Origin of the sequence: Chryseobacterium sp. GP-SGM7, assembly GCF_049166575.1 — a bacterium.
In the GTDB taxonomy this organism is placed as follows: Bacteria; Bacteroidota; Bacteroidia; order Flavobacteriales; family Weeksellaceae; genus Chryseobacterium.
This window is the reverse complement of record NZ_JBMHFF010000004.1, coordinates 1-20,804: the sequence shown is the minus strand read 5'-3', so window position 1 is coordinate 20,804 and position 20,804 is coordinate 1. Positions and strand designations below refer to the sequence as shown.

The 20,804-nt window shown below is 35.5% G+C and carries 23 protein-coding genes and 1 pseudogene; 10 read left to right on the top strand and 14 right to left on the bottom strand.

Translation table 11 applies throughout. The features are described 5' to 3' along the window. Positions 1–36: 36 nt before the first annotated feature. The 5 genes from ACOOWA_RS14965 to ACOOWA_RS14945 all read right to left on the bottom strand — a co-directional run bounded on the left by ACOOWA_RS14965 (position 37) and on the right by ACOOWA_RS14945 (position 4,865). On the bottom strand, positions 37–2,106 hold the full coding sequence (locus ACOOWA_RS14965) for a T9SS type A sorting domain-containing protein (RefSeq protein WP_421376424.1): 2,070 nt from the start codon (positions 2,104–2,106) through the stop codon (positions 37–39). Between the two features lie 107 nt (positions 2,107–2,213). After that, positions 2,214–2,936 carry an RluA family pseudouridine synthase gene (locus tag ACOOWA_RS14960; RefSeq protein WP_421376422.1) on the bottom strand — a complete coding sequence of 241 codons (723 nt, stop codon included), beginning with the start codon at positions 2,934–2,936 and terminating at the stop codon, positions 2,214–2,216. Positions 2,937–2,939: 3 nt separating this feature from the next. Then, positions 2,940–3,272 carry a hypothetical protein gene (locus ACOOWA_RS14955; protein ID WP_421376420.1) on the bottom strand — a complete coding sequence of 111 codons (333 nt, stop codon included), beginning with the start codon at positions 3,270–3,272 and terminating at the stop codon, positions 2,940–2,942. Then, positions 3,272–4,087: a 3-methyl-2-oxobutanoate hydroxymethyltransferase gene (panB, locus tag ACOOWA_RS14950; protein ID WP_421376418.1), complete on the bottom strand. Its 816-nt coding sequence runs from the start codon at positions 4,085–4,087 to the stop codon at positions 3,272–3,274. Before panB ends, ACOOWA_RS14955 begins: the two co-directional genes overlap by 1 nt. A gap of 64 nt (positions 4,088–4,151) precedes the next feature. Continuing rightward, positions 4,152–4,865, bottom strand: coding sequence for a Crp/Fnr family transcriptional regulator (locus tag ACOOWA_RS14945; RefSeq protein ID WP_421376416.1), 714 nt, complete (start codon positions 4,863–4,865; stop codon positions 4,152–4,154). Positions 4,866–4,956: 91 nt separating this feature from the next. Between ACOOWA_RS14945 and ACOOWA_RS14940 the strand changes: the two genes are divergently transcribed. The 8 genes from ACOOWA_RS14940 to ACOOWA_RS14905 all read left to right on the top strand — a co-directional run bounded on the left by ACOOWA_RS14940 (position 4,957) and on the right by ACOOWA_RS14905 (position 13,807). Then, the gene (locus ACOOWA_RS14940; protein WP_421376945.1) at positions 4,957–7,332 is read left to right on the top strand and encodes a heavy metal translocating P-type ATPase; all 2,376 of its coding nucleotides are present in this window, start codon (positions 4,957–4,959) and stop codon (positions 7,330–7,332) included. Positions 7,333–7,441: 109 nt separating this feature from the next. After that, positions 7,442–7,663: a cbb3-type cytochrome oxidase assembly protein CcoS gene (ccoS, locus tag ACOOWA_RS14935; RefSeq protein WP_421376414.1), complete on the top strand. Its 222-nt coding sequence runs from the start codon at positions 7,442–7,444 to the stop codon at positions 7,661–7,663. Positions 7,664–7,668: 5 nt separating this feature from the next. Beyond that, entirely contained in the window at positions 7,669–9,933 is a 2,265-nt protein-coding gene (ccoN, locus tag ACOOWA_RS14930; protein ID WP_421376412.1) for a cytochrome-c oxidase, cbb3-type subunit I, read from the top strand. Positions 9,934–9,950: 17 nt separating this feature from the next. After that, on the top strand, positions 9,951–10,148 hold the full coding sequence (locus tag ACOOWA_RS14925; RefSeq protein WP_421376411.1) for a cbb3-type cytochrome oxidase subunit 3: 198 nt from the start codon (positions 9,951–9,953) through the stop codon (positions 10,146–10,148). 9 nt (positions 10,149–10,157) lie between these two features. Then, entirely contained in the window at positions 10,158–11,036 is an 879-nt protein-coding gene (locus ACOOWA_RS14920) for a cbb3-type cytochrome c oxidase N-terminal domain-containing protein (protein ID WP_421376409.1), read from the top strand. A 93-nt stretch (positions 11,037–11,129) separates the two neighbouring features. Beyond that, positions 11,130–12,584, top strand: coding sequence for a cytochrome c oxidase accessory protein CcoG (gene ccoG, locus ACOOWA_RS14915; RefSeq protein ID WP_421376407.1), 1,455 nt, complete (start codon positions 11,130–11,132; stop codon positions 12,582–12,584). A gap of 18 nt (positions 12,585–12,602) precedes the next feature. Further along, on the top strand, positions 12,603–13,055 hold the full coding sequence (locus ACOOWA_RS14910; protein WP_421376405.1) for a FixH family protein: 453 nt from the start codon (positions 12,603–12,605) through the stop codon (positions 13,053–13,055). Beyond that, on the top strand, positions 13,046–13,807 hold the full coding sequence (locus tag ACOOWA_RS14905; RefSeq protein WP_421376403.1) for a sulfite exporter TauE/SafE family protein: 762 nt from the start codon (positions 13,046–13,048) through the stop codon (positions 13,805–13,807). Before ACOOWA_RS14910 ends, ACOOWA_RS14905 begins: the two co-directional genes overlap by 10 nt. A gap of 180 nt (positions 13,808–13,987) precedes the next feature. Here ACOOWA_RS14905 and ACOOWA_RS14900 read toward each other — a convergent pair whose 3' ends face one another. Genes ACOOWA_RS14900 through ACOOWA_RS14890 form a run of 3 tightly spaced genes read right to left on the bottom strand, consistent with a single transcriptional unit; the run spans position 13,988 to position 14,514 of the window. Beyond that, a complete protein-coding gene (locus ACOOWA_RS14900; protein ID WP_421376402.1) occupies positions 13,988–14,182 on the bottom strand; it encodes a hypothetical protein in 195 nt (64 codons plus the stop codon). A 4-nt stretch (positions 14,183–14,186) separates the two neighbouring features. Continuing rightward, positions 14,187–14,360 carry a hypothetical protein gene (locus tag ACOOWA_RS14895; protein WP_421376400.1) on the bottom strand — a complete coding sequence of 58 codons (174 nt, stop codon included), beginning with the start codon at positions 14,358–14,360 and terminating at the stop codon, positions 14,187–14,189. Between the two features lie 7 nt (positions 14,361–14,367). Next, positions 14,368–14,514 (bottom strand): hypothetical protein, encoded by a 147-nt coding sequence (locus ACOOWA_RS14890; RefSeq protein WP_421376398.1) that lies wholly within the window; start codon positions 14,512–14,514, stop codon positions 14,368–14,370. 483 nt (positions 14,515–14,997) lie between these two features. Between ACOOWA_RS14890 and ACOOWA_RS14885 the strand changes: the two genes are divergently transcribed. Then, positions 14,998–15,162, top strand: coding sequence for a transposase (locus ACOOWA_RS14885; protein WP_421376396.1), 165 nt, complete (start codon positions 14,998–15,000; stop codon positions 15,160–15,162). 14 nt (positions 15,163–15,176) lie between these two features. On the opposite strand, the pseudogene ACOOWA_RS14880 reads toward ACOOWA_RS14885, so the two are convergent. Both ACOOWA_RS14880 and ACOOWA_RS14875 read right to left on the bottom strand, forming a co-directional pair. After that, positions 15,177–15,922: pseudogene (locus tag ACOOWA_RS14880) on the bottom strand (IS3 family transposase); the annotation flags it as partial. Continuing rightward, the gene (locus tag ACOOWA_RS14875) at positions 15,916–16,431 is read right to left on the bottom strand and encodes a transposase (RefSeq protein ID WP_421376394.1); all 516 of its coding nucleotides are present in this window, start codon (positions 16,429–16,431) and stop codon (positions 15,916–15,918) included. The pseudogene ACOOWA_RS14880 and the gene ACOOWA_RS14875, both read right to left, overlap by 7 nt. A gap of 20 nt (positions 16,432–16,451) precedes the next feature. Between ACOOWA_RS14875 and ACOOWA_RS14870 the strand changes: the two genes are divergently transcribed. After that, positions 16,452–16,721 carry a hypothetical protein gene (locus ACOOWA_RS14870; RefSeq protein WP_421376392.1) on the top strand — a complete coding sequence of 90 codons (270 nt, stop codon included), beginning with the start codon at positions 16,452–16,454 and terminating at the stop codon, positions 16,719–16,721. 111 nt (positions 16,722–16,832) lie between these two features. On the opposite strand, the gene ACOOWA_RS14865 is transcribed toward ACOOWA_RS14870, so the two are convergent. From ACOOWA_RS14865 to ACOOWA_RS14850, 4 genes are all read right to left on the bottom strand, one after another. Then, complete coding sequence (locus ACOOWA_RS14865) at positions 16,833–17,390, bottom strand: hypothetical protein (protein ID WP_421376390.1); 558 nt, start codon at positions 17,388–17,390, stop codon at positions 16,833–16,835. 17 nt (positions 17,391–17,407) lie between these two features. Further along, positions 17,408–19,282, bottom strand: coding sequence for an RHS repeat-associated core domain-containing protein (locus ACOOWA_RS14860; RefSeq protein ID WP_421376388.1), 1,875 nt, complete (start codon positions 19,280–19,282; stop codon positions 17,408–17,410). Between the two features lie 228 nt (positions 19,283–19,510). Further along, positions 19,511–19,888, bottom strand: coding sequence for a hypothetical protein (locus ACOOWA_RS14855; RefSeq protein ID WP_421376386.1), 378 nt, complete (start codon positions 19,886–19,888; stop codon positions 19,511–19,513). Between the two features lie 5 nt (positions 19,889–19,893). Continuing rightward, entirely contained in the window at positions 19,894–20,727 is an 834-nt protein-coding gene (locus ACOOWA_RS14850) for an RHS repeat-associated core domain-containing protein (protein ID WP_421376384.1), read from the bottom strand. Positions 20,728–20,804: the final 77 nt, after the last annotated feature.

Sequence of the window (20,804 nt, the reverse complement as noted above, 5' to 3'; positions counted from 1 at the left end):
TACTAGAGCCGGTTTTGTTTTAAGAATGATTACAATTTATTTTTTAATAACTTTTAATGATTGTAAAGAGCCATCTTTCATTTCAAGAAGTAAAATATACATTCCTTGCGAAAGATCATTTAGTCTTAGTACAGACTCAGGCTTATCAAATGTTTTAATCAATTTACCTGAAATATCAGAAACTTTAATTGTTTTCACAAGATCTGCTCTGCTGATGTTTACAACGTCAGAAAATGGATTAGGATAAACCTGTATCGCATTTTTACTTTCAGTTTCTGCGGTTGAAAGACAATTAGAATCTACTGTGGCTGTAACCATTGTTCTGGCAGACTCACAACCAGAGGTAATTTTCCAGTTATAGAAGAAATAATAATAAATATTTGTGGGGCCTAAATATGCACCGGTAATACTCATAGTACCGGGTACTGTATAAGGATAAGAAATATTACTTGCGTCTCTGTACATATTTGTCACTCCAGTCCAAGCACTCGCTGCTAAACGGTAAGAAGCACCACCCGTGACAGGAAAATTTACTGTAACTGTCTGAGGAACTGATGTTGCAGTCGAATTATAACCAATCACATTTACAGTAGCAGACGTAATAGGTGTTCCTGTAGATGTACGCAATTCAATGGTAACAGTGCCTGCTGTACCTGCAGTGGCCGAATATGGAAATATATCTACTGTATTTAAAGTGAAATCTTTTAAGGCCGTAAATTCAAGATAAGAACCTAATCCTCCTCCAGTAGTTGCATTAGACTCTATCGCAGTTTTACCTACATAAGATGCGCCTGCTGTTGAAGCTGAAACATAGTAAGGAGTTGTTGTGGTTAATGGAGGGGTTACAAATGAAGCTCCTGTTCCCACAGCATTTCCTCCGGTACTGGAATCATACCATTTTATTGTTGCTCCAGTATCTGCTGTTGCAGACAAAGTTGCCGGTTGATTTGGGCAAACCGTGGCACCCATTGTTGAAAGTACTGCAGGAGGTTGACATTGTGTACTGATGATTATTGGTGCTAATGACCAAACGCTTACATTTCCAGCACCACAATTAGACCTTACCCAAACGTAATAAGCTGTTGATGGAGTTAAAGGGCTTAAAATTGCAGATGTCGTTGTACTTTGTTGTGATGGTGTAGTAGTAGAAGTCGGCGCAGTACTCGATGTACTGTAATAAATATCATATCCATTAGACGGATTTGAATTTGATGAAGACCAAGATATATTCCCGGTAGTTGTAGTTGTAGTTCCAGAAAGTAAGTTTGATGGTACCCAGCAAGTTGGTGGAGTCCAAGTGTAAGTTAATCCTGAACTAGGCATTCCCGGAATTGCATTTGAAGTATTAAATGCTTGTGTACTATTATTTGCAGTTCCTGCAGTTGAATTTATGTATTCAAGTGTTGTTGCATTAAGGCGATTGTTAAAATCCGTTGCTGCTGCTCCTCTCAATCCTATTTGTCCCGTTCCTGAAACAGCAGTACTTCCTACCAAATAACTTCCACCATCATAAATCAGTTTAATGATATTTGAAGTTTCCTGTAATCTGATTTGGAATGAAAATGAATATACAGATGTAACAGTTGTAGCAGAGTTCGTTCTGAAATTACTCCACTGTATTACAACCTCTCGATTAGGAGCCGTACCTATTGTTTGCCATGAGATACTTCCTGATTTTGAAGCAACATCAAAAAAACTGCTAATATCTCTACCCCAAACCGAAACTGCTCCTTCATAGGCTGCAGTACTACTTATAGGAGTAGTATTCGTTGTGGTAGGAGCTGTTGAACCAAACGTTATAAAACCATTGGTCGAAACATTTAATGAATTGTAAGAAGTTCCGTTAAAATTAAATCCAAAAGGTAAAGAAACAGGAAAAACGTCACTGTTAAGACTTGCAGCAGAAGTGTTTGCCGTTGCAGCACCTAAAACAGTTCCTGTAATCGGAGTATAAGTTTCCGATGACCGCGCAAAACTGTAAGTACTTACCTGAGCTTTTACAATATTTTGACCTGCAAATAATAAAGTAAAAGCTGCAATCGTGCTCTTTAAGTAATTTTGAGATGATTTTCTTTTAAAAAAAGAACAATTGTAGATTTGTTTCATAGACATCTTAATTTATAATTGAAACAAATATACTAAAATTAATAAATAATCAGCTAAAAACCCGTACCATGAAATAAACAAAAAAGAAACACAATAAAAACTAAAAATTAAATAACAAAAACAGCTATTATATAAAAAAGAAACAATTTAGAAAAATTATTCACAACTCTCCAAATTGCATCATTTTGAGGAACCGGAGCGACAATTTGTACTGCTTCTTTTGTAACAGGATGTATAAACTGGAGCTTTCTTGCATGAAGATTAATTCCGCCATCAGGATTTGAGCGAGGCGCTCCATATTTAAGATCACCTTTAATGGGAACTCCCGTTTTTGATAACTGCGCTCTGATTTGATGATGTCTTCCTGTTTCCAGATCAATTTCCAGCAAAAGATAATTATCTAAAGTTTTAATAACATGATACGTCAAGATTGCTTCTTTCGCTCCGTCTGTAGCTTTAGTGAAAACAATTGCTTTGTTATTTTTTTCGTTTTTCTGTAAATAATGTACCAGTTTCTGACTTTGAGGAATCATTTCTTTAGCTACGACTGCCCAATACGTTTTTTCAATTTCACGGTTTTTAACCATTTGAGTCAGCCTTGAAAGAGCTTTGGAAGTTTTAGCATAAATCACCAACCCGGAAGTTGGTCTGTCGATACGATGAACCAAACCCAGAAAAACATTCCCGGGTTTATTATCTCGTTTTTTAATGAAATTTTTTATTAAATCAAGTAAAGACTCATCGCCGGTTTTATCTCCCTGAACGAGTTGTCCCACTTTTTTGTTAATGACTAAAAGATGGTTGTCTTCATAGACGATTTGTTCTTCCATATTTTATTGACGATACTGCGATCTGCTTATAAAAGAAATAACCACTCCACCCAAAAGACCAATTGTTTTAATGACATTTAAATTGGAGTCCACCGGTAAAAAAGCACCAACAATACACAAACCAGCCGCTGCATACATCGGATACATAAATTTAGGATTCGTCACCATCAACATTCTTCCCTGAACAATAAAGCTGATTCCTATCAAAATATAAAACAGTCTTGCCGAAAGAAAATAATTAATATTTTCCGGAAAAAGTTTAAACCATCCTGCTGCAAGACAGATAATTGCCAAAATAGAGATGATTCCCTGTGCGGTCTGTAAATTATTCCTCATTAGTAACTTTCATTTTGGTTAGGAAAATCAGCATCTTTCACATCTTTTACGTATTGTGAAACTGCTCCCGTGATTTCTGTATATAAATCTAAATATCTTCTTAAAAACTTAGGTGAAAAGCCTTTGTTCATTCCCACCATATCATGATACACCAAAACCTGCCCGTCACAATTTGCTCCGGCTCCGATTCCGATGGTTGGGATAGAAATACTTTCTGTCACTCTTTTAGCCAAATCAGCAGGAATTTTTTCTAAAACAACACCAAAACAGCCCAATTCCTCAAGCAATTTTGCATCGCTGATTAATTTTTCCGCTTCGGCCTCTTCCTTAGCTCTTACTTTATACGTTCCAAACTGATAAATCGACTGTGGAGTCAATCCCAAATGTCCCATAATAGGAATTCCGGCATTGATAATTTTCTTAATTGATTTTGAAATTTCTTTTCCACCTTCAATTTTAATAGCGTGAGCTCCACCTTCTTTCATCATTCTTACCGCAGATTGCAAAGCGATATCCGGATTACTCTGATATGTACCAAAAGGAAGATCTGCAATCACCAAAGCTCTGTCTGTACCTCTCACAACACTTTGGGTATGATAAATCATTTGATCTAAAGTGATGGGAAGCGTGGTTTCAAAACCCGCCATTACATTCGCAGCAGAGTCGCCAACAAGGATTGTATCTACACCTCCCGCATCAACCATTTTAGCCGTTGTAAAATCATAAGCAGTAAGCATGGTGATTTTTTCCTTGTCGAATTTCATTTTACGCAAGGTTTCAGTGGTAACTTTCTTTATTTCAGAATGAACAGACATAATATTTATGATTGTTTTAAAGTTAAAAAAAGCCGACTTTCGCCGACTTCATTGTATTTTGATTTTATAAAACTACGTGTCCTAGTTTCATTAGTTTGTCGTGGTTGAGAATTTTGATATTTCTGCCGTCTACTTCGATGAGCTGATCTCCCTTAAATTCAGAAATCAAACGGATTGCGCTTTCCGTCGCCGTACCGATGATGTTGGCAATTTCTTCTCTCGTTAATGAGATTTTGATGAAACCTTCAGGATCTGTACCCAATTTTTGCTCAAGAAGAATCAGAATTTCTGCTAATCTTTCACGCACTGTTTTTTGAGCCAGGAAAGTAATCGTATTGGAAGATTCTCCCAGTTCGTAAGAAATTTTCTGAAGCATAATGAATGAAAGCTGAGGATCTACTTCCAGTAAATACATAAAAACATCTGCCGGAAGAAAAGTACATTCTATATCAGTCATTGCTTCCGCTTTTGCCTGAAAATTCTCACCACAAAGCAACGCTCTGTAGCCAATGATATCGCCTTCTTTTATAAATCTTAAAATCTGATCTTTTCCGAAAGATCCGGATTTTGACAATTTAGCAGCACCTGTTTCCAGAAAATAAACTCCTTTCGGAATTTCGCCATCATCAAAAATGATATCATGTTTCTGAAAACTAACTTTCTTTTTAGCATTAATATATCTTTCAAAATCAGTATTGGAAAGCCTCTCTTTGAAGGATTTATCGTTAAAAACCCTGGCAAATCTTTCTTCAATAGCAATCTGTTGTTCCTGCGACATTCTTATATGACATTTGTCACAAAAATAGAACATTTTAAATCGATAAACAAAAAAAAATTGTTATAATTTTGTGAGTCAATAATTTATGAAGGTGAGCGAGAACTGTTTTCATTGCGGACAAGGGATAGAAAAAGAAAGAATTTCTTTTGACGAAAAAATTTTCTGCTGTACCGGCTGCAAATCTGTTTATGAGATCTTAAACATCAACAATCTCAGCAACTTCTATGAATTAAATAAGAATGCAGGAATAAGACCTGATGAAAATTCTTCGCAGTTTGATTACCTAGACACTCCTGAAATTTTCGACAGAATCACAGATTTTTCTGAAGGAAATACAAGTTTAGTAACATTCAGAATTCCCGTCATTCACTGTTCTTCCTGCATTTGGCTTTTGGAAAGTCTTCATACTTTGCACAAGAACATTCATTATTCTCAAGTTAACTTTACAAGAAAGACTTTACAGGTTTCATTCAATCATAACGAATTAAAATTAAGTGATTTAGCTAAATTTTTAACGAATCTTGGTTATAAGCCTGCCATCAATCTTGAAACTGCTGATAAAAATGAAGATAATTTAGATAAGTCTTTATTGGTAAAACTGGCAATTGCGGGATTTGCTTTTGGAAACGGGATGTTTTTAGCCTTTCCTGAATATATCGGCGGCGAAGATTTCTGGATGGAACATTACCGGGGTTTATTCAGAATATTGATGTTCTTACTTTCCGTTCCGGTTGTATTTTATTCTGCTTCAGATTATTACAAATCTGCTTGGTATGGTTTAAAAAATAAAATTGTTAACATCGACGTTCCGATCGTTTTGGGGATTTTCGTTTTGTTTGGACGTAGTATTTACGAGATCGCAACAGATTACGGACCGGGATATTTCGATACGCTGTGCGGACTTTTATTTTTTATGCTTTTAGGAAAGATTTTCCAGAAAAGAACGTACAGTTCGCTTTCCTACGACAGAGACTACAAGTCATTCTATCCGATCGCCGTCACTAAAGTTGATTTCCATGGAAAACAGGAGAATATTTTACTTTCTGAAATTAAAATTGGAGACAGAATATTGGTAAGAAACCACGAAATTATTCCGGTTGATGCCATTTTGATTAATGGAAAAGGAAATATCGACAACAGTTTTATTACGGGTGAAAGCGTAAGTATTTCTAAAAATCCGGGTGATAAAATTTTTGCAGGCGGAAAACAGATTGGTTCTTCTTTGGAGCTTGAAGTCATCAAAAACGTAGATCAAAGTTATTTAACGCAACTTTGGAACAAAGAAGCTTTCAAAAAACACGAAACCGGACTTGACACTCTGATCAATAATATCAGTAAGTATTTCACATTCATTATTTTAGGAATTGCATTGGTTGCAGGAATTTATTGGTATTTCATTGATCTGGAAACCATGTTCCAGGTGATTTCAGCAGTTTTGATTATTGCCTGTCCTTGTGCATTGGCATTGTCTTCGCCATTTACTTTTGGTCACATTATGAGGATTTTAGGTCGAAATAAATTCTATGTAAAAGATACTTTAACAATAGAAAAAATCGCAAAGGTCAACGCTTTGGTTTTCGATAAAACAGGAACGATTACGCACAGAAAAAAATCAAACATCAAATATGAAGGTTCTGAAATTCAGGAATTTGATTTGTTAAACATTAAAAGTTTGGTAAAAAACTCCAATCACCCGCTTTCAAAATCTCTGTATGAATTTCTGGATGTTCAGGATGATTATTTTCCTGTTGATCAATTTGAAGAGATTTCAGGAAAAGGTTATGAAGCAAGTGTAAGAAGCAATATGTATAAAATTGGTTCTGCAAAATACAATAATCAAGAGTCTAAAAATCTTGAAACTGCAGTTTACATAAGTAAAAACAATCAATTTATCGGTAAATTTATCTTTAAAAATGAATACCGTGAAAATTTAAGTAATCTTTTCAAAAAATTGATTAATTATAAGGTTTTCATTTTAAGTGGTGATAATTCTTCTGAGGAAAATCAGCTGAAAGAAATCATCCCGAATTACAGCTCTATGGCATTTAATCAAAATCCGGAAGATAAACTGAATTACATCAAAAATCTTCAGGATGAAGGCTTAAAAGTAATCATGCTTGGAGACGGATTAAACGATGCGGGTGCACTAAAACAGAGCAATGTAGGAATTGCAATTTCTGACGACAGCAACAGTTTTACGCCCTCTTCAGATGTGATTATGAATGGTGAAAAAGTTTCTCAACTCGATAATTATCTGAATGTTTGCAAAGGCTCTATCACAATTGTAAAACTGACTTTTTTAATCAGCTTTTTGTATAATGTTGTAGGATTATCATTCGCAGTGTCCGGAAATATGAGTCCACTTTTTGCGGCTTTAATTATGCCGGCAAGTTCGATTACCGTCATTTCATTTACTACCATTTCAACATGGATCCTCGGGAAGAAATATTTCAAAAAACAGACCTGAAATCCCTTATTTAGACTGATTTTAAATTAGTCAAGCCCGCTATTTATTGATATTTGTCATTATTTTTCACTAATTTTGAACCCCGAAAATAGGTTAATTTTGTTGTCAGATGGATATTCTATATTTAATGATCTTATGCAGCGTTTCTTTGGCTGCAGTTTTCCTGGTTATTTTTATAGTAAACGCCAGAAAAGGACAGTTTGAAGACGACGAATCTCCAGCTGTGAGAATACTCTTTGATTCCGGTGAAATAAAGGATAAAAAAGAAACTGGCAACGAAAATAAAAAGGAAATAGAAGATAATAATAAATTTGAAGAAAAAAGTGAATAGTTAATATGGAGACACAAAAGTTTAGTTATGACAACAATATTGTTCGGGCATTCCTATACGCGACCATAGTTTTTGGAATTATAGGTTTTACGTTTGGATTGACGGCGGCATTGATGCTTTTCTATCCAGAACTTCCGGAGTTTTTATTCGGAACTGATGATCCTGGAACCATGAGTCTGCACGGCTCGGAAAGCTTACAGGGTTTAATCAATACACATGGTGCGTTTGGTTTTGGCAGAATAAGAATGCTGCACACCAACACCGTAATTTTTGCATTTGTTTGTAACATTGTTTATGTAGGAGTTTATTATTCTACACAGAGATTATTAAAAACAAGAATGTACAGTGATACACTTTCTTGGTTTCATTTCTGGACATGGCAGTTGATGATTGTAGCCACTTTCATCACCTTCTTTATGGGGATCAATACTTCAAAAGAATATGCTGAGCACGAGTGGCCAATTGATATTTTGATTGCAATTTCCTGGCTTACCTTTGGAATAAACATGATTCTTACCATTAAAAAAAGAAGAGTAAGACACCTGTATGTGGCGATCTGGTTCTATTTAGGAACTTGGGTGGCTGTTTTAATGCTTCATATTTTTAACAACCTAGAAGTACCTTTATCTTTCTCCGGATGGAAATCGTATTCTGCTTATGCAGGGGTAAAAGATGCTATCGTTCAGTGGTGGTACGGTCACAATGCGGTTGCGTTTGTATTGACAACTCCAGTTCTTGGTTTGATGTATTATTTCTTACCAAAAGCAGCAGACAGACCTGTATTCTCGTATAAACTTTCGATTATTCACTTCTGGTCATTAATTTTCGTATACATCTGGGCCGGTCCTCACCACCTTCAGTATACAGCTTTACCAGCTTGGGCTCAGGCAGTGGGAACAGGTTTTTCAATCATGCTTATTGCACCATCTTGGGGAGGAATGCTAAACGGTCTTCTTACATTAAGAGGAGCTTGGGATAAAGTAAGAGAAAATCCTATTCTTAAATTCTTCGTTGTTGCAGTTACCTGTTATGGTATGGCAACTTTCGAAGGGCCGTTATTGGCAACAAAAAACATTAACAAAATTGGGCACTTTACCGACTGGGTAATTGGTCACGTTCACTTAGGAGCATTAGGATGGAATGGTTTCATGGCATTCGGTGTTATCTATTATTTGGTACCTATTATGTGGAGAACCAAAATCTGGTCTGTAAAATTGGCAAACTGGCATTTCTGGTTGGGTACTTTAGGAATTATTTTCTACGCTGTCCCAATGTATATCGCAGGATTTACACAAGGATTGATGTGGAAACAATTTAATCCGGACGGAACTTTATTGTGGAAAAACTGGCTAGATACCGTTACTGCAATTATCCCTTATTATAAATTAAGATTCGTAGGAGGTTTATTCTATCTTTCCGGAGGTTTGCTAATGGTTGTGAATGTTTACAAGACTGTCAGAAAAGGTTCTTTCCAAAAAGAAGTTCCTGCAGAAGCTCCGGCTTTAGCGAATATCAGTAACAAAAGAAAAGAAGGTGAAGGTTTCCATCTTTGGCTGGAAAGAACGCCAATGCTTTTAACAGTATTGTCATTGCTTACTATCTCGATAGGAAGTATGGTAGAAATAATCCCTACTCTTTCACTTAAGAAAAGTGTACCTACAATTTCTGCGGTGAAGCCTTATTCACCATTAGAACTGGAAGGTAGAGATCTGTATATCCGTGAAGGTTGTAATGCTTGTCACTCTCAGATGGTAAGACCATTCAGAGACGAGATTGTAAGATTTAACGGTAAAAACGGACAGTATTCTAAAGCAGGAGAATTTGTTTACGACAGACCATTCTTATGGGGTTCTAAAAGAACAGGACCAGATTTGCATAGAGAAGGTGGCAAAAACCCAAGTTCTTGGCATTACAAACACATGTTTAACCCAAGATCTACCTCTGCAGGTTCTATCATGCCTCGTTACCCTTGGTTGATTGCAAACAATTTAGACAGATCTAAAATGATTGATAAAATCAAGTTTATGAAAAGTACTTACGATGTACCTTATACAAAAGCTCAAATTGACTCTGCAGATAAATGGGCAGATAATCAGGCAGCTAAAATTGTAAAAGACATCTTTGTAGAAGCAGCCGACGTGAAAAAAGTATATGCTAACAGACCTAAAGGAGAATTGGAGAAAAAAGAGATTGTCGCTTTAATTTCTTATTTACAGAGATTGGGTACTGATATCAAAACGACAGAAATAAAAACAGCTAGTAATAACTAAATATTAAAAACCGTCAGATGATTCCTCAAAACTTTAAAGATATATTATCCAATACCGACAATGCAGGTTTTTACCAAACATTGGCTCTGATATTCTTTATGTTGTTTTTCGTTTCTCTTATTATATACGTTTTTAGCAGGCCTAAAAAATATTACCGGGAAGAAGAGCACGCACCACTTGAGGATGACGAAGATGATTTTAATTTAAAAAATTAAACAATTATTATGAAACAAAGAACACCGGTTGTTGTAAACATCTTGATAATAACAGTATTATTAGTAATATTTTATTATTTATTTGTTCAGAGCTACTCGTTTTTAGCTTCACCATATTTCTGGGGAACAGTTGTGATCAGTGCAATTTTAGCGTACATTCACAGTGCAATTGGAGATTTGATTGAAAACAATAAGTTCAAAAAACTATCTGTTGAAGAAAAATCTGCTTATCTTAATGAAAAGAAAATTCCTTTCCTGAAAAGGCAATATGATGCAGCCTTCAAAAAGCAGTCTGATTCTCATGAAAAAGATATCCTGATTGACCACGGTTTCGACGGAATTATGGAATTGGATAACCAGTTACCAAAATGGTGGTTAGGTTTATTCTACTTCGGAACTGTATTTTGTATCGTTTATATCTGCGCTTATGCATTTACAGACTTTGCTCATCCAATCAGTGAATACGATAAAGAATATAAAGAGCAGATGGCTGCAATTGAAATTTTTAATGAAAGCCAGCCTCCTATTACAATCGAAACAGCAGTATTTTCTGAAGATAACATCGCAGCAGGTGAAGAAGTTTTCAAGAGCAACTGTGTATCTTGTCACTCAGATGGTGGTAAAGGAGGTATCGGTCCTAACCTGACAGATAATTTCTGGCACAATCAACCTGAAAAAACATTGTTCAAAAACGTATTTCATGTTGTTGAAAATGGGGTAACAGGAACTGCAATGCAGGCTTGGGGTAAAAACGGAGTTTTAACAGGAACAGATATTCAGAATGTTGCCGCTTACGTTTACTCAATTAACCAGATGAAAAAACCAATCACTGTGGCAGAAGGTGGTGCACCTCCATACGGTGATGAAGCTCATTGGGAAAAACAGTAATTAAAAAATAAAAATATATGGAAAAAGCATAATTTGTTATTAGATAAAAATAGTAACGAATTATGTTTTTTCTTTTTATAAAACCTAGATAAAATGTCAAAAATAGATGAAGAAGTCGCTCGTGGCGGACAGGGACAGGTTTTAGACCCTGAAACCTATAGAGATTCTATAGGCACAATGGAACAATCCGGGAAAAGAAAATGGGTTTTTCCAAAGAAACCGAAAGGTAAATACACCAACAAAAGAGAATTCGTAAGCTATATTCTCCTGGTTGTTTATTTTGCAATACCATTTATCAAAATTAATGGAAACCCATTCTTTTTGTTTAATGTTATTGACAGAGAATTTTTCATTGCGGGACAGCCCTTTTATCCTCAGGATTTTTTTATCCTTACTTTAGGTGCTATTGCTTCTCTTATTTTCATTATCATCTTTACGATAGCATTCGGAAGAATTTTCTGTGGGTGGATTTGCCCTCAGACAATTTTTATGGAATCTGTATTTCGTAAAATAGAATACTGGATTGATGGAGACCGTAACAAGCAGATGAAACTGGACAGGCAGGAATGGAACTCTGAAAAAATCTGGAAAAGAAGTCTGAAATGGTCAGTCTATGTTGTTATTTCCTTAATCATTACTCATTTCATGTTTATGTACATTGTGGGATATGAGGAAGTCATCAATATTATTTCTCAGGGGCCATTTGCCAATCCTACCAACTTTATGGTGATGATTCTTTTTACCGCTGCATTTTATTTTGTATTTGCGTGGTTCAGAGAGCAGGTTTGTACATTGGTTTGTCCGTACGGAAGATTACAGGGCGTTTTAATTGATAAAGAAACCATCAACGTTTTTTATGATTTTAACAGAGGTGAAAACCGTTCTAAATGGAGAAAAGGTGAAGACCGAAAAGCTGCGGGAAAAGGAGACTGTATCGATTGTTATCAGTGCGTCGTAGTGTGCCCTACAGGAATTGACATCAGAGACGGGCAACAATTAGAATGTGTAAACTGTACTGCATGTATCGATGCCTGCGACGAAGTCATGGAAAAAGTAGGTCTTCCGAAAGGATTGGTAAGATACGCATCTGAAAAAGAAATCGAAACAGGAACTCCTTACAAGTTTACTGGAAGAATGAAAGGTTTTGCGGTAGTTTTAGTTCTGCTGGTTGGATTTTTAGGATTTTTACTATACAACAGAGGTGAAATGGAAGCAAAATTCATCAAACCTGCCGGAAGCACATTCTTTGTAAGAGACGGAAAAATTATCAACACCTACAATTACACTTTCCTGAATAAAACCAACGACAAAAAAATTGTTACCGTAAAAGTAATTGATCCTGCTCATGCAGAAATAGGTTTCAGTGCATCAAGCAAAATTACTGTTGACAGAGATAAAATTTCAAAAGGAACCATCAATATCAGTTTCCCGGAAGCTGAAATGAATTTATCCAAGCAAAATATCACGATTGGTGTTTACGACATGAATGGTAAATTGATCGACTCTTATCAAACCTATTTTGAAGGTCCTTTTAAATTACAGTTTTAATATTTTAAGTTTTACAGCATGAAAAATTTCACTTGGGGACACGGCGTGTTTTTAGCTTTAGCCTCATTCATTATATTTATTTTATCGATGTTGTTCTTATTTCCAAACGGACAAAAAAACTCTGAAATGGTTACAGAACATTATTATGAAGAAGAGCTTCAGTATCAATCAGTAATTGATGCCAAAAAACGTGCAGACGATCTGGCTGAAAAACCGGTTTATTCTCAATCTCCTTCAGAAATTAAACTAACTTTCCCTGAAAACATTAACAATTCAAACTCTAAAATCAGTTATGTTTTAAACCGATCAGATGACCAGAATTTAGATGTAAAAAGAAAAGAAACGTTAGACGCAACCCGTTCATTCACCATTCCAAAAGCAGTTTTAAAAAACGGAAACTACACCTTAAGACTGATGTGGACAAAAGACAAAGTCGATTACAGGCTCGACTATGACGTGATATGGAAATAGCCTTGATTATCTCTGCCATTGGTTTAGGTTTCGCATCCGGTTTTCACTGTATCGGAATGTGTGGTCCCATTGCGCTGTCGATGGGTTTAACCAAAAAGCAGGCAACCAATTATTATCTTCAGAATCTCACGTACCAGTTCGGAAGAATTTTTACGTATGCATTTTTGGGAGCAATTCTCGGAATAATCGGACAAGGCTTTGAAATGGCGGGCTTTCAGCAATATCTTACGATTGGAGTAGGAATTTTGTTGATTTTAATGGCCTTATTTTCATTTGGTGGAAAAGATTTTGCCTCAAAAATTCCTTTTATCTCTAAATTTCTTTTTAAAGTTAAATCCAACTTAGGAAAACTGCTTCAAAAAGCCGACTACCGCTCAAGATTTACCACAGGAATTTTAAACGGATTTCTACCCTGCGGAATGGTCTATATGGCGTTAACAGCAAGTCTCGCAAGCGGAGGAATCTGGCAAAGCGCTTCTTACATGGCATTATTCGGTTTGGGAACACTTCCATTTATGTTTACCGTAGTCCTGGTTGGAAATTTAATTAACCAGTCATTCAGGATTAAAGTATTAAAATTCATTCCTCTTGTAATGATTATCCTCGGTGGGTTATTTATTCTTAGAGGTCTCGATCTTGGCATTCCTTACATTTCTCCACCATCGGAAGCAATGAAGGTTTCTCCGGAGCATGATATTAATTGTCATAACATAGATCCCAATCATAAACATAGTGTGGAGACTTGTCATTGATTATAGTTCTGTTTCTTATACAAAACAGAACATTAGATAACAAAAACCCATCGCAATTGCGATGGGTTTTTGTTATCTGCGATATGATAAAATTGTGCACAAGCAAAGGAGTATTTGATAAATATATTTTTTACTCCTGTTGAGCTTGAGTATTGAATTTCAAGTTTCAGAGCATTAAAATTAAATAGCATAAGTCAAAACACCCCAAAGTATAAATAATATTGTAGCAATGAAACCAGTTAGAATATCTTTCTTTTCTTCTTTGTCAAAATCTATCTGATGTGCTAAATCTTGTTTTTTTATACTAAATTTATAAATAAATATAAGCCGTATTATGCTACCCACAAGAGCAATCATATTAATATCCAATCCCATTTAATTATTCATTTTCCATTGTTTTATTAATAGCAGTTTTTGAAGCTGCTTTAATTCCCATTTTTAGACCTATATTGGCTGCAGTATTTTTTACTAAATTTAATTTTGTCCCAACACCCAATGTCATTGCATCAACAGCCGGCATAGCCATTTTTTCCATTTTTTCCTTTTCAGTCATTATAGTTTTACCATCTATTATTCCATTGTCTTAACCAAAGAACCATTCTTACCCCCCAAAAAGTCATATCCATCTTTACGTGAATGTTTTCCATTCTTCCTTGCTTATACATTTCTCCATGAACCTTGCTTAAACCTTTAAAAAAATATCCCAAAAATTGAAATCCTTCAGCAGGTTTCGAAATGATATTATCTGCTGCAAAATTCCATGTTTTCCTAGCCGTGGAGGGTTCTTTTCCATCAGGACAACAATTATTTTGATTAGCTTCTCTGTCAACAGTGTTAAAATCACTTTTTCTGTTGTAATCATATCTTGCATCATATCATTACCAAATCCAGCATCACCACTTTGAAAACCGATTCCAAAATCTATTCCCCATTTAAAGCTAAAAATATCTCCTAATGTACTAAAGATATTGCTATCGCCGTACGATTGCGAATAATTAGTTGACCAATGAAAACTGAAATCAAAGTATCCAGAATAGAAATCTCCTTCTTCACTCCATGTGGATGTACTAATTTAGCGTCCAGTTAAAGTTAAGGATAAACCCTTAATTTTAACTTATGAAACGAGAGCGAAAAATCTACGATCCTGCTTTAAAACCAAAGCAGTTCAACTAAGCAAAGAACGAACTAATGTGTCAGAACTCGCAAGGGAATTGGGAATCGCAGTCACGCTGCTTTACAAATGGCGTAAAGAGTATGAAGAATTTGGAGAAGGAAGTTTTCCGGGGAATGGAAAACTAAAACTAACACCCGGGCTCTTTCCTTTAAGATTAAGTCTTATCCTTTTGTTGTTGTAATAGTTGATATATTCTTTTATTCTTTTTTCAATTCGTTAATGGTTTTGAATTTTCTGGTGTAAAACATCTCAGACTTTAGAGTTCCGAAGAAGTTTTCTATGATTGCATTATCCAGACAGTTTCCTTTTCGGGACATACTTTGGATGATTCCCTTTTCTTTTAATAAATGCTGATAGGCTTTCATCTGATATTGCCAACCCTGATCTGAGTGAAGAATGATATTTTCTGTATTTTTTATTTTCCTGAAACTCTTTTTCAGCATATTCACAACCTGAGCAAAGACAGGCCTCTCTGAGAGTTCATAACTGATGATCTCGCCGTTGTAAAGATCAATTATTGGAGATAAATACAGTTTATTTCCGGAGACATTAAACTCCGTAACATCAGTTGCCCATTTTCTGTTGGGCTGATTGGCCTTGAAATTCCTCTTCAGGATATTGGGCGCGGTAAGACCAAGTACTCCACGATAGGATCTGTATCTCTTCACTCTGATGATGCTTTTAAGGTTCAGGGTTTTCATCAATCTCAAAACAGTTTTATGATTAATGACAATGCCTTTTTGCCTTATTACCATAGTAACCCTTCGGTATCCGAACCTGCCTTTATGCCTGTGATAGACCTGTTTAATCAATGCTTTTATCTTAACATATTTATCTTTCTTCTGAAGCATTTTCTGATGATAATAAAAACTGCTTCTCGCCATAGATGTACAATCCAGCAAAATTGCAAGATCGAATTCCTGCCTCAATTCCTCTATAATCTGGGTCTTTTCCTTGCCAGAATTAAGGCGTCCAGCTTTTTTAGAACAGCAATTTCGGCGCGCAATCTTTCGTTCTCCAAAAGCAGTTCTTCCTCGCGGCTCAGTGGTTTGTCGGATTTTCTTTTCTTACGTTTATAGTCGCTCATTATTTTTGGTCTTCCTCCGGATTTATTTTCTAAACCTAAGATACCGAATTTTTCGTAATTCCTCTGCCAGTTGATAATACTTGATCCAGCAGCGATATTAAACTTCAAGGCCGATTCTTTTACTGAAAACCTGCCTGTACTGATTGCATGTAGAACTTTCATCTTAAACTTTACACTATACTTCCGATTGCTTTTACGCTCAAGCCCTGCAAGCCCGTAAAGCTCATAAAATTTCACCCATTTGCGAACCATCGCTGCATCTAACCCAAGATCGTGTGCTACTGATGATGCAGAACGTAAATCCCTGATAATTGTTTCTACACAATCTTTCTTAAATTCTAAACTATACTTTGATATGCCCATAAATAAAATGCCCCTAAAAAGTGTCTAACTTTTTGGGGGCAGTACATTTGCGAGGGTTTTTTATTTATCTGCCACACGATATAATCGTGCGGGAGCGGGGGTTTTTATTATATCAGTCACGGATTACAAATCCGCGACATCGGGTTGGCAAATCCGCGAGATCGGGTCCTGCAATGCTCAACCGTTTTAACGATATCGAAAAACTTGATCCGGAAAATAAAAAACATTTGCTTTCTGTGGTGGATGGATTTATTCAGGCTCTTAAAATTAAAAATATTGCTGCACTTTAATTCTGTTTCCGTATACAAAACAGAACGCTTTATAACACGAAACCCACCGCAATTGCAGTGGGTTTTTATTATCTGCCACACGATAAAATTGTGCGAGAGCGAGGGGGGGATTTATCCATAACATGGATTATTTTGTTTAGTATTACATTTTGGACATTTTACTACACCATTATTATTAGTTATTTCCCAAGAATTATCACAATTAAAACACATTACCCAATTATCTCCGACAGAAACAGCACTTTCCAATTGATCATTAGGGTATTCATTATCAATTAAATTTTGATATTTTTGGAAAATAACATTTGCATTGCCAATGTTTTCCATCATTTCTTCTTCAAAGAATTTATTACATTTCCATTCTCTAAAAGTAATTAGGTTTGGAAATAAAGGATATATAGGATAATTCTCTTTACCTGTAAAGCCTTCCCAGTATTTTGACATTCTATCGTCTGTAACAATAAAAAATTCAGAAGGATAATTATGAGGATAAATATTTCCTTCTTCATCAATAATGAAAAAATTTATTCGCCCCTCCTCTGTATATTCTATTGCATAAACAGTATACTCTTTTCCTATTGTTAATGGAAAACGGTCATAAGGTATTTGCCAGTTTATTTTATAGTTTACTTTTTCTGGATTGTCTATTTTAGTATATTTAACCTTCATTTTGAAATTTTTAATTCTTAAGGATAGCGATGTCCTCTACTTTTAGCATTTGTCCCATCTTTTATTTTAAATCCTGAACGTTTCCCAGTTTGATTATTAATATCATAATGAACCTCTGTTTTTGTACCATCACCATGATCATGAGTATGTTTCATTTTTGTATTGTGATTATACTTAGGGTCTTTGAGTTTTCCACTCATAATTGTATCTCCTTCACCTGATTCTGCTTCTTCAATAGCTAATTGTTCTTGCAAATCTTTTGGATCATATCTTGCATCAGGTTTTCCTTCTTGAGGCACTTTTACACCATTTACATCAGTACTATCTGTTTCTGCACTTGATTTTGACCCTGCATTAGATTCTGCATTATCCGTATGTCTATACATCATTGGATCAATACGGGTTGGCTGATAGGTTTCATTAGTATCTATAAAATCGCCGATAACATACCATGAAGCAACCGCAAAAAAAGAGAACAACGCAAATTGAGCATTTCGTGACATCACACTAGCTGCAGCAACTGGAGAAACTCCCTTTGTAACAACTTCATCTATATCTGTAAATGTTTTTCCTCCTTCTAAAAGCTGTACAGTTGCTCCATCTATCCTATAAGATCCTGTTGGTCCAACATAATTCCAACCTTCAGGCGTATTGCTTTTTCTTGTAACATTTGGATCCCATCTATATCTATTGGTGGTCGGATTATGAATCCAGTCAGAGACTTCTTCGCCAGACATTCCCGTAGGATCAGCAAAAGTTATAGGGTTATTCCAAACGTAGCTGTACGTTTCCTGAGTGTATTGGCTTCGTGGATCTACCACACCCCATCTCCCAATATCCGGCATATAAAATCTTGCGCCGTAATCATACATTCCTGTCTCTTGCAACTCTTTACCGTTATACTTGTATTGATAACTCGGGTTTCCAGCAGTAGGATTATATCCTTCATGCTTTAAACCAAACGGGTAATAGTTATTTTCTTCAAGAACTTCTGCGCTTGTACCATTGTTAAAATAGCTTAATCTCACATTTCCCAAATGGTCTGTATAATTGTAAATATACTTATTATTTTCGAAATTAAAATATCCTTCCGATGTGGGAACAAACTTGAGTTCCGGATTTCCTGAGTAAGAAAAAGTAATACTTTTTTCGTACTGAAAACCATCCAGATAATCGGTTTCCGTCTTAGCAATGAAGTTCGTTACAATCCAGTCTTTATAGGTGTATATTTTTTTGAGCTTGATACCGTCTGCTCGGTAAGTATTGGTGGTGCTGAGATAAATCTCTGCCTGTCTTCCTCCCGTAGCCACAAATTGATCTGATTTTATATAATTAGGTAAATTCAGATAATTGTAACGTATTTCCAGAATATTTTTATCCTTATGGCTCTTCATATTTCCGTTAAGATCATACGTTATCGCATTTCCTGATGTATCGGGATATCCTTTGTAGTTTTGGGAAGTATCGGTAACGGTGCTTAATCTGTTGCTTTGATTATTATTTTCATATACATAATCAAGATTGTCAATAGCTGTAGCAAAAGCATTTCCGTCTTTAGATGCTGACCTTTTTAAGTTTGTAATATTTCCGTTAAGATCATAATCTATTTTCTCGAAATATTCTTTTGCCGTAGGATTGTCATCACGTTGATAAAAACCTGCTTTCAAACGGTTGAGACCATCATAAACATAGCCATATCTTCTGAGATTATCGCCTGTTGTTGTGTTTGTTCTCCAGTCTATTTCAGCAATATTACCGTTGTATTTTGGCTTTACTTGAAGGTTTAAAAAATCGGTGTTGGGGTTTTCCAGTCCTTCCACCTGATTATACTTTATTTTATATCCAAATAAATCTCCGCCAGTTAAGTCATTGGGATTGTTGACCTGCGTCATCCAACCTCGGATGTTGTAGCTGTAATCGATGGTTTGTAAAGGTGTTGCAATATTGGTTTGCTAAAAAACAATTTTATTTGGTTATTGATGCTCTGGTAAAAGATTTTAAAACTAAACAAGCATATTCGTAGAAAATTACTCTATTCTATAAAACACAAAAACCCACCGCAATTGCGATGGGTTTTTATTTATCTGCCACACGATAAAATCGTGCGGGAGCGATGGAAATTAGATGATTGATGATAATTGTTTTTTTAAAAAATCTTTACTAAAATTTTTTATATTATCATAGTCAACAATTGTTTCTATATTTTCGCGGACATCTTCATTTTCAAAATCTACATTATTATATAATGTAAGTATATCAGCGATATAACTCATTAAATAAAAATCCAATCTATCATCTATAAAATCTTTATATAATTTTACGACAGTATCCCTATTAATAAAAAGTGTCTCGTTAGAGTAATCAAAATTAACATTAACAGAAGAACCTTTTTTTGACATTTTTATTTTGTATGATTCAACATCATCTTTGTACTTCTCTAATAAATCAATTGCAGAAATTTTATTTTGCAAATAGTTCAATAAATCACTTTGTTTCATAATTTTTAATTAGCGGGTCTTCCTTCAGGACCTCCTGTTAATGGTTTTCTATGTTGAAATTTATTCGCACGGTCATAAGAATCTTTGTAAGTTTTTATAACCTTCCCATCTTTATTCTTTACTCTAGTATACTCAGCTCTAGACTGTCCAGGGCTTTGCTTAGATGGTCGCACTTCTGTAGTTTTTGTGTATTTCCCCTCTTTGCCAACTGTTGTAGTTGTTTTTGATTTTTGGACTTTATTTGGCGAACTAGAAGATGAAGAACTACTATTTGATGAGTTTTTAGAATTATCATTCTGCATATTCTTGGAAGAATGATACACCATTGAAGTTCCAAGACCTACTTTTAGTGTTCCTGACAGGATTAATCCTCCACTTACTACAGCTCCCGGTACTCCGGCAATTGTTCCAACTCCTGTTGATGATGCAGCACTAGAGGCTATTAACCCAGTAGTCCCAGCTCCAATATCTGTACCTCCTGTATACATCAATAAACCACCAGCTATGAAAGATGTCGTGTTTCCTGTTCGTACTCCCTCATTATATGCAGCCGAACCATCATTATATTTTTGCGCCAGGTTACCTCCAGTTACATTATCCATCATGGATAAAGCAAATCCTTTTATATTACTACAACAATCTTCTGTACCATCTTCCGGAGCTCTTCCATCAGGATCAGTTAATTTTATAGGATTATTATAAACATAAGCATAAGGATCCTCTGTATCTTCAACCAATGGATCCAACTGCATCCATCGTCCAACATCCGGCATGTATTGTCTCCAGCCATAATCATACATTCCGTAGTCTACACTACTTTTCAAGATTTCTCTACTCAAGTTTTTCTTGCGCGAGGCTTTTCACTGTGAACTTCTTCGCTTGCTCGCTTTTCTCAAAAGTACAGTTTTTTCTTTTC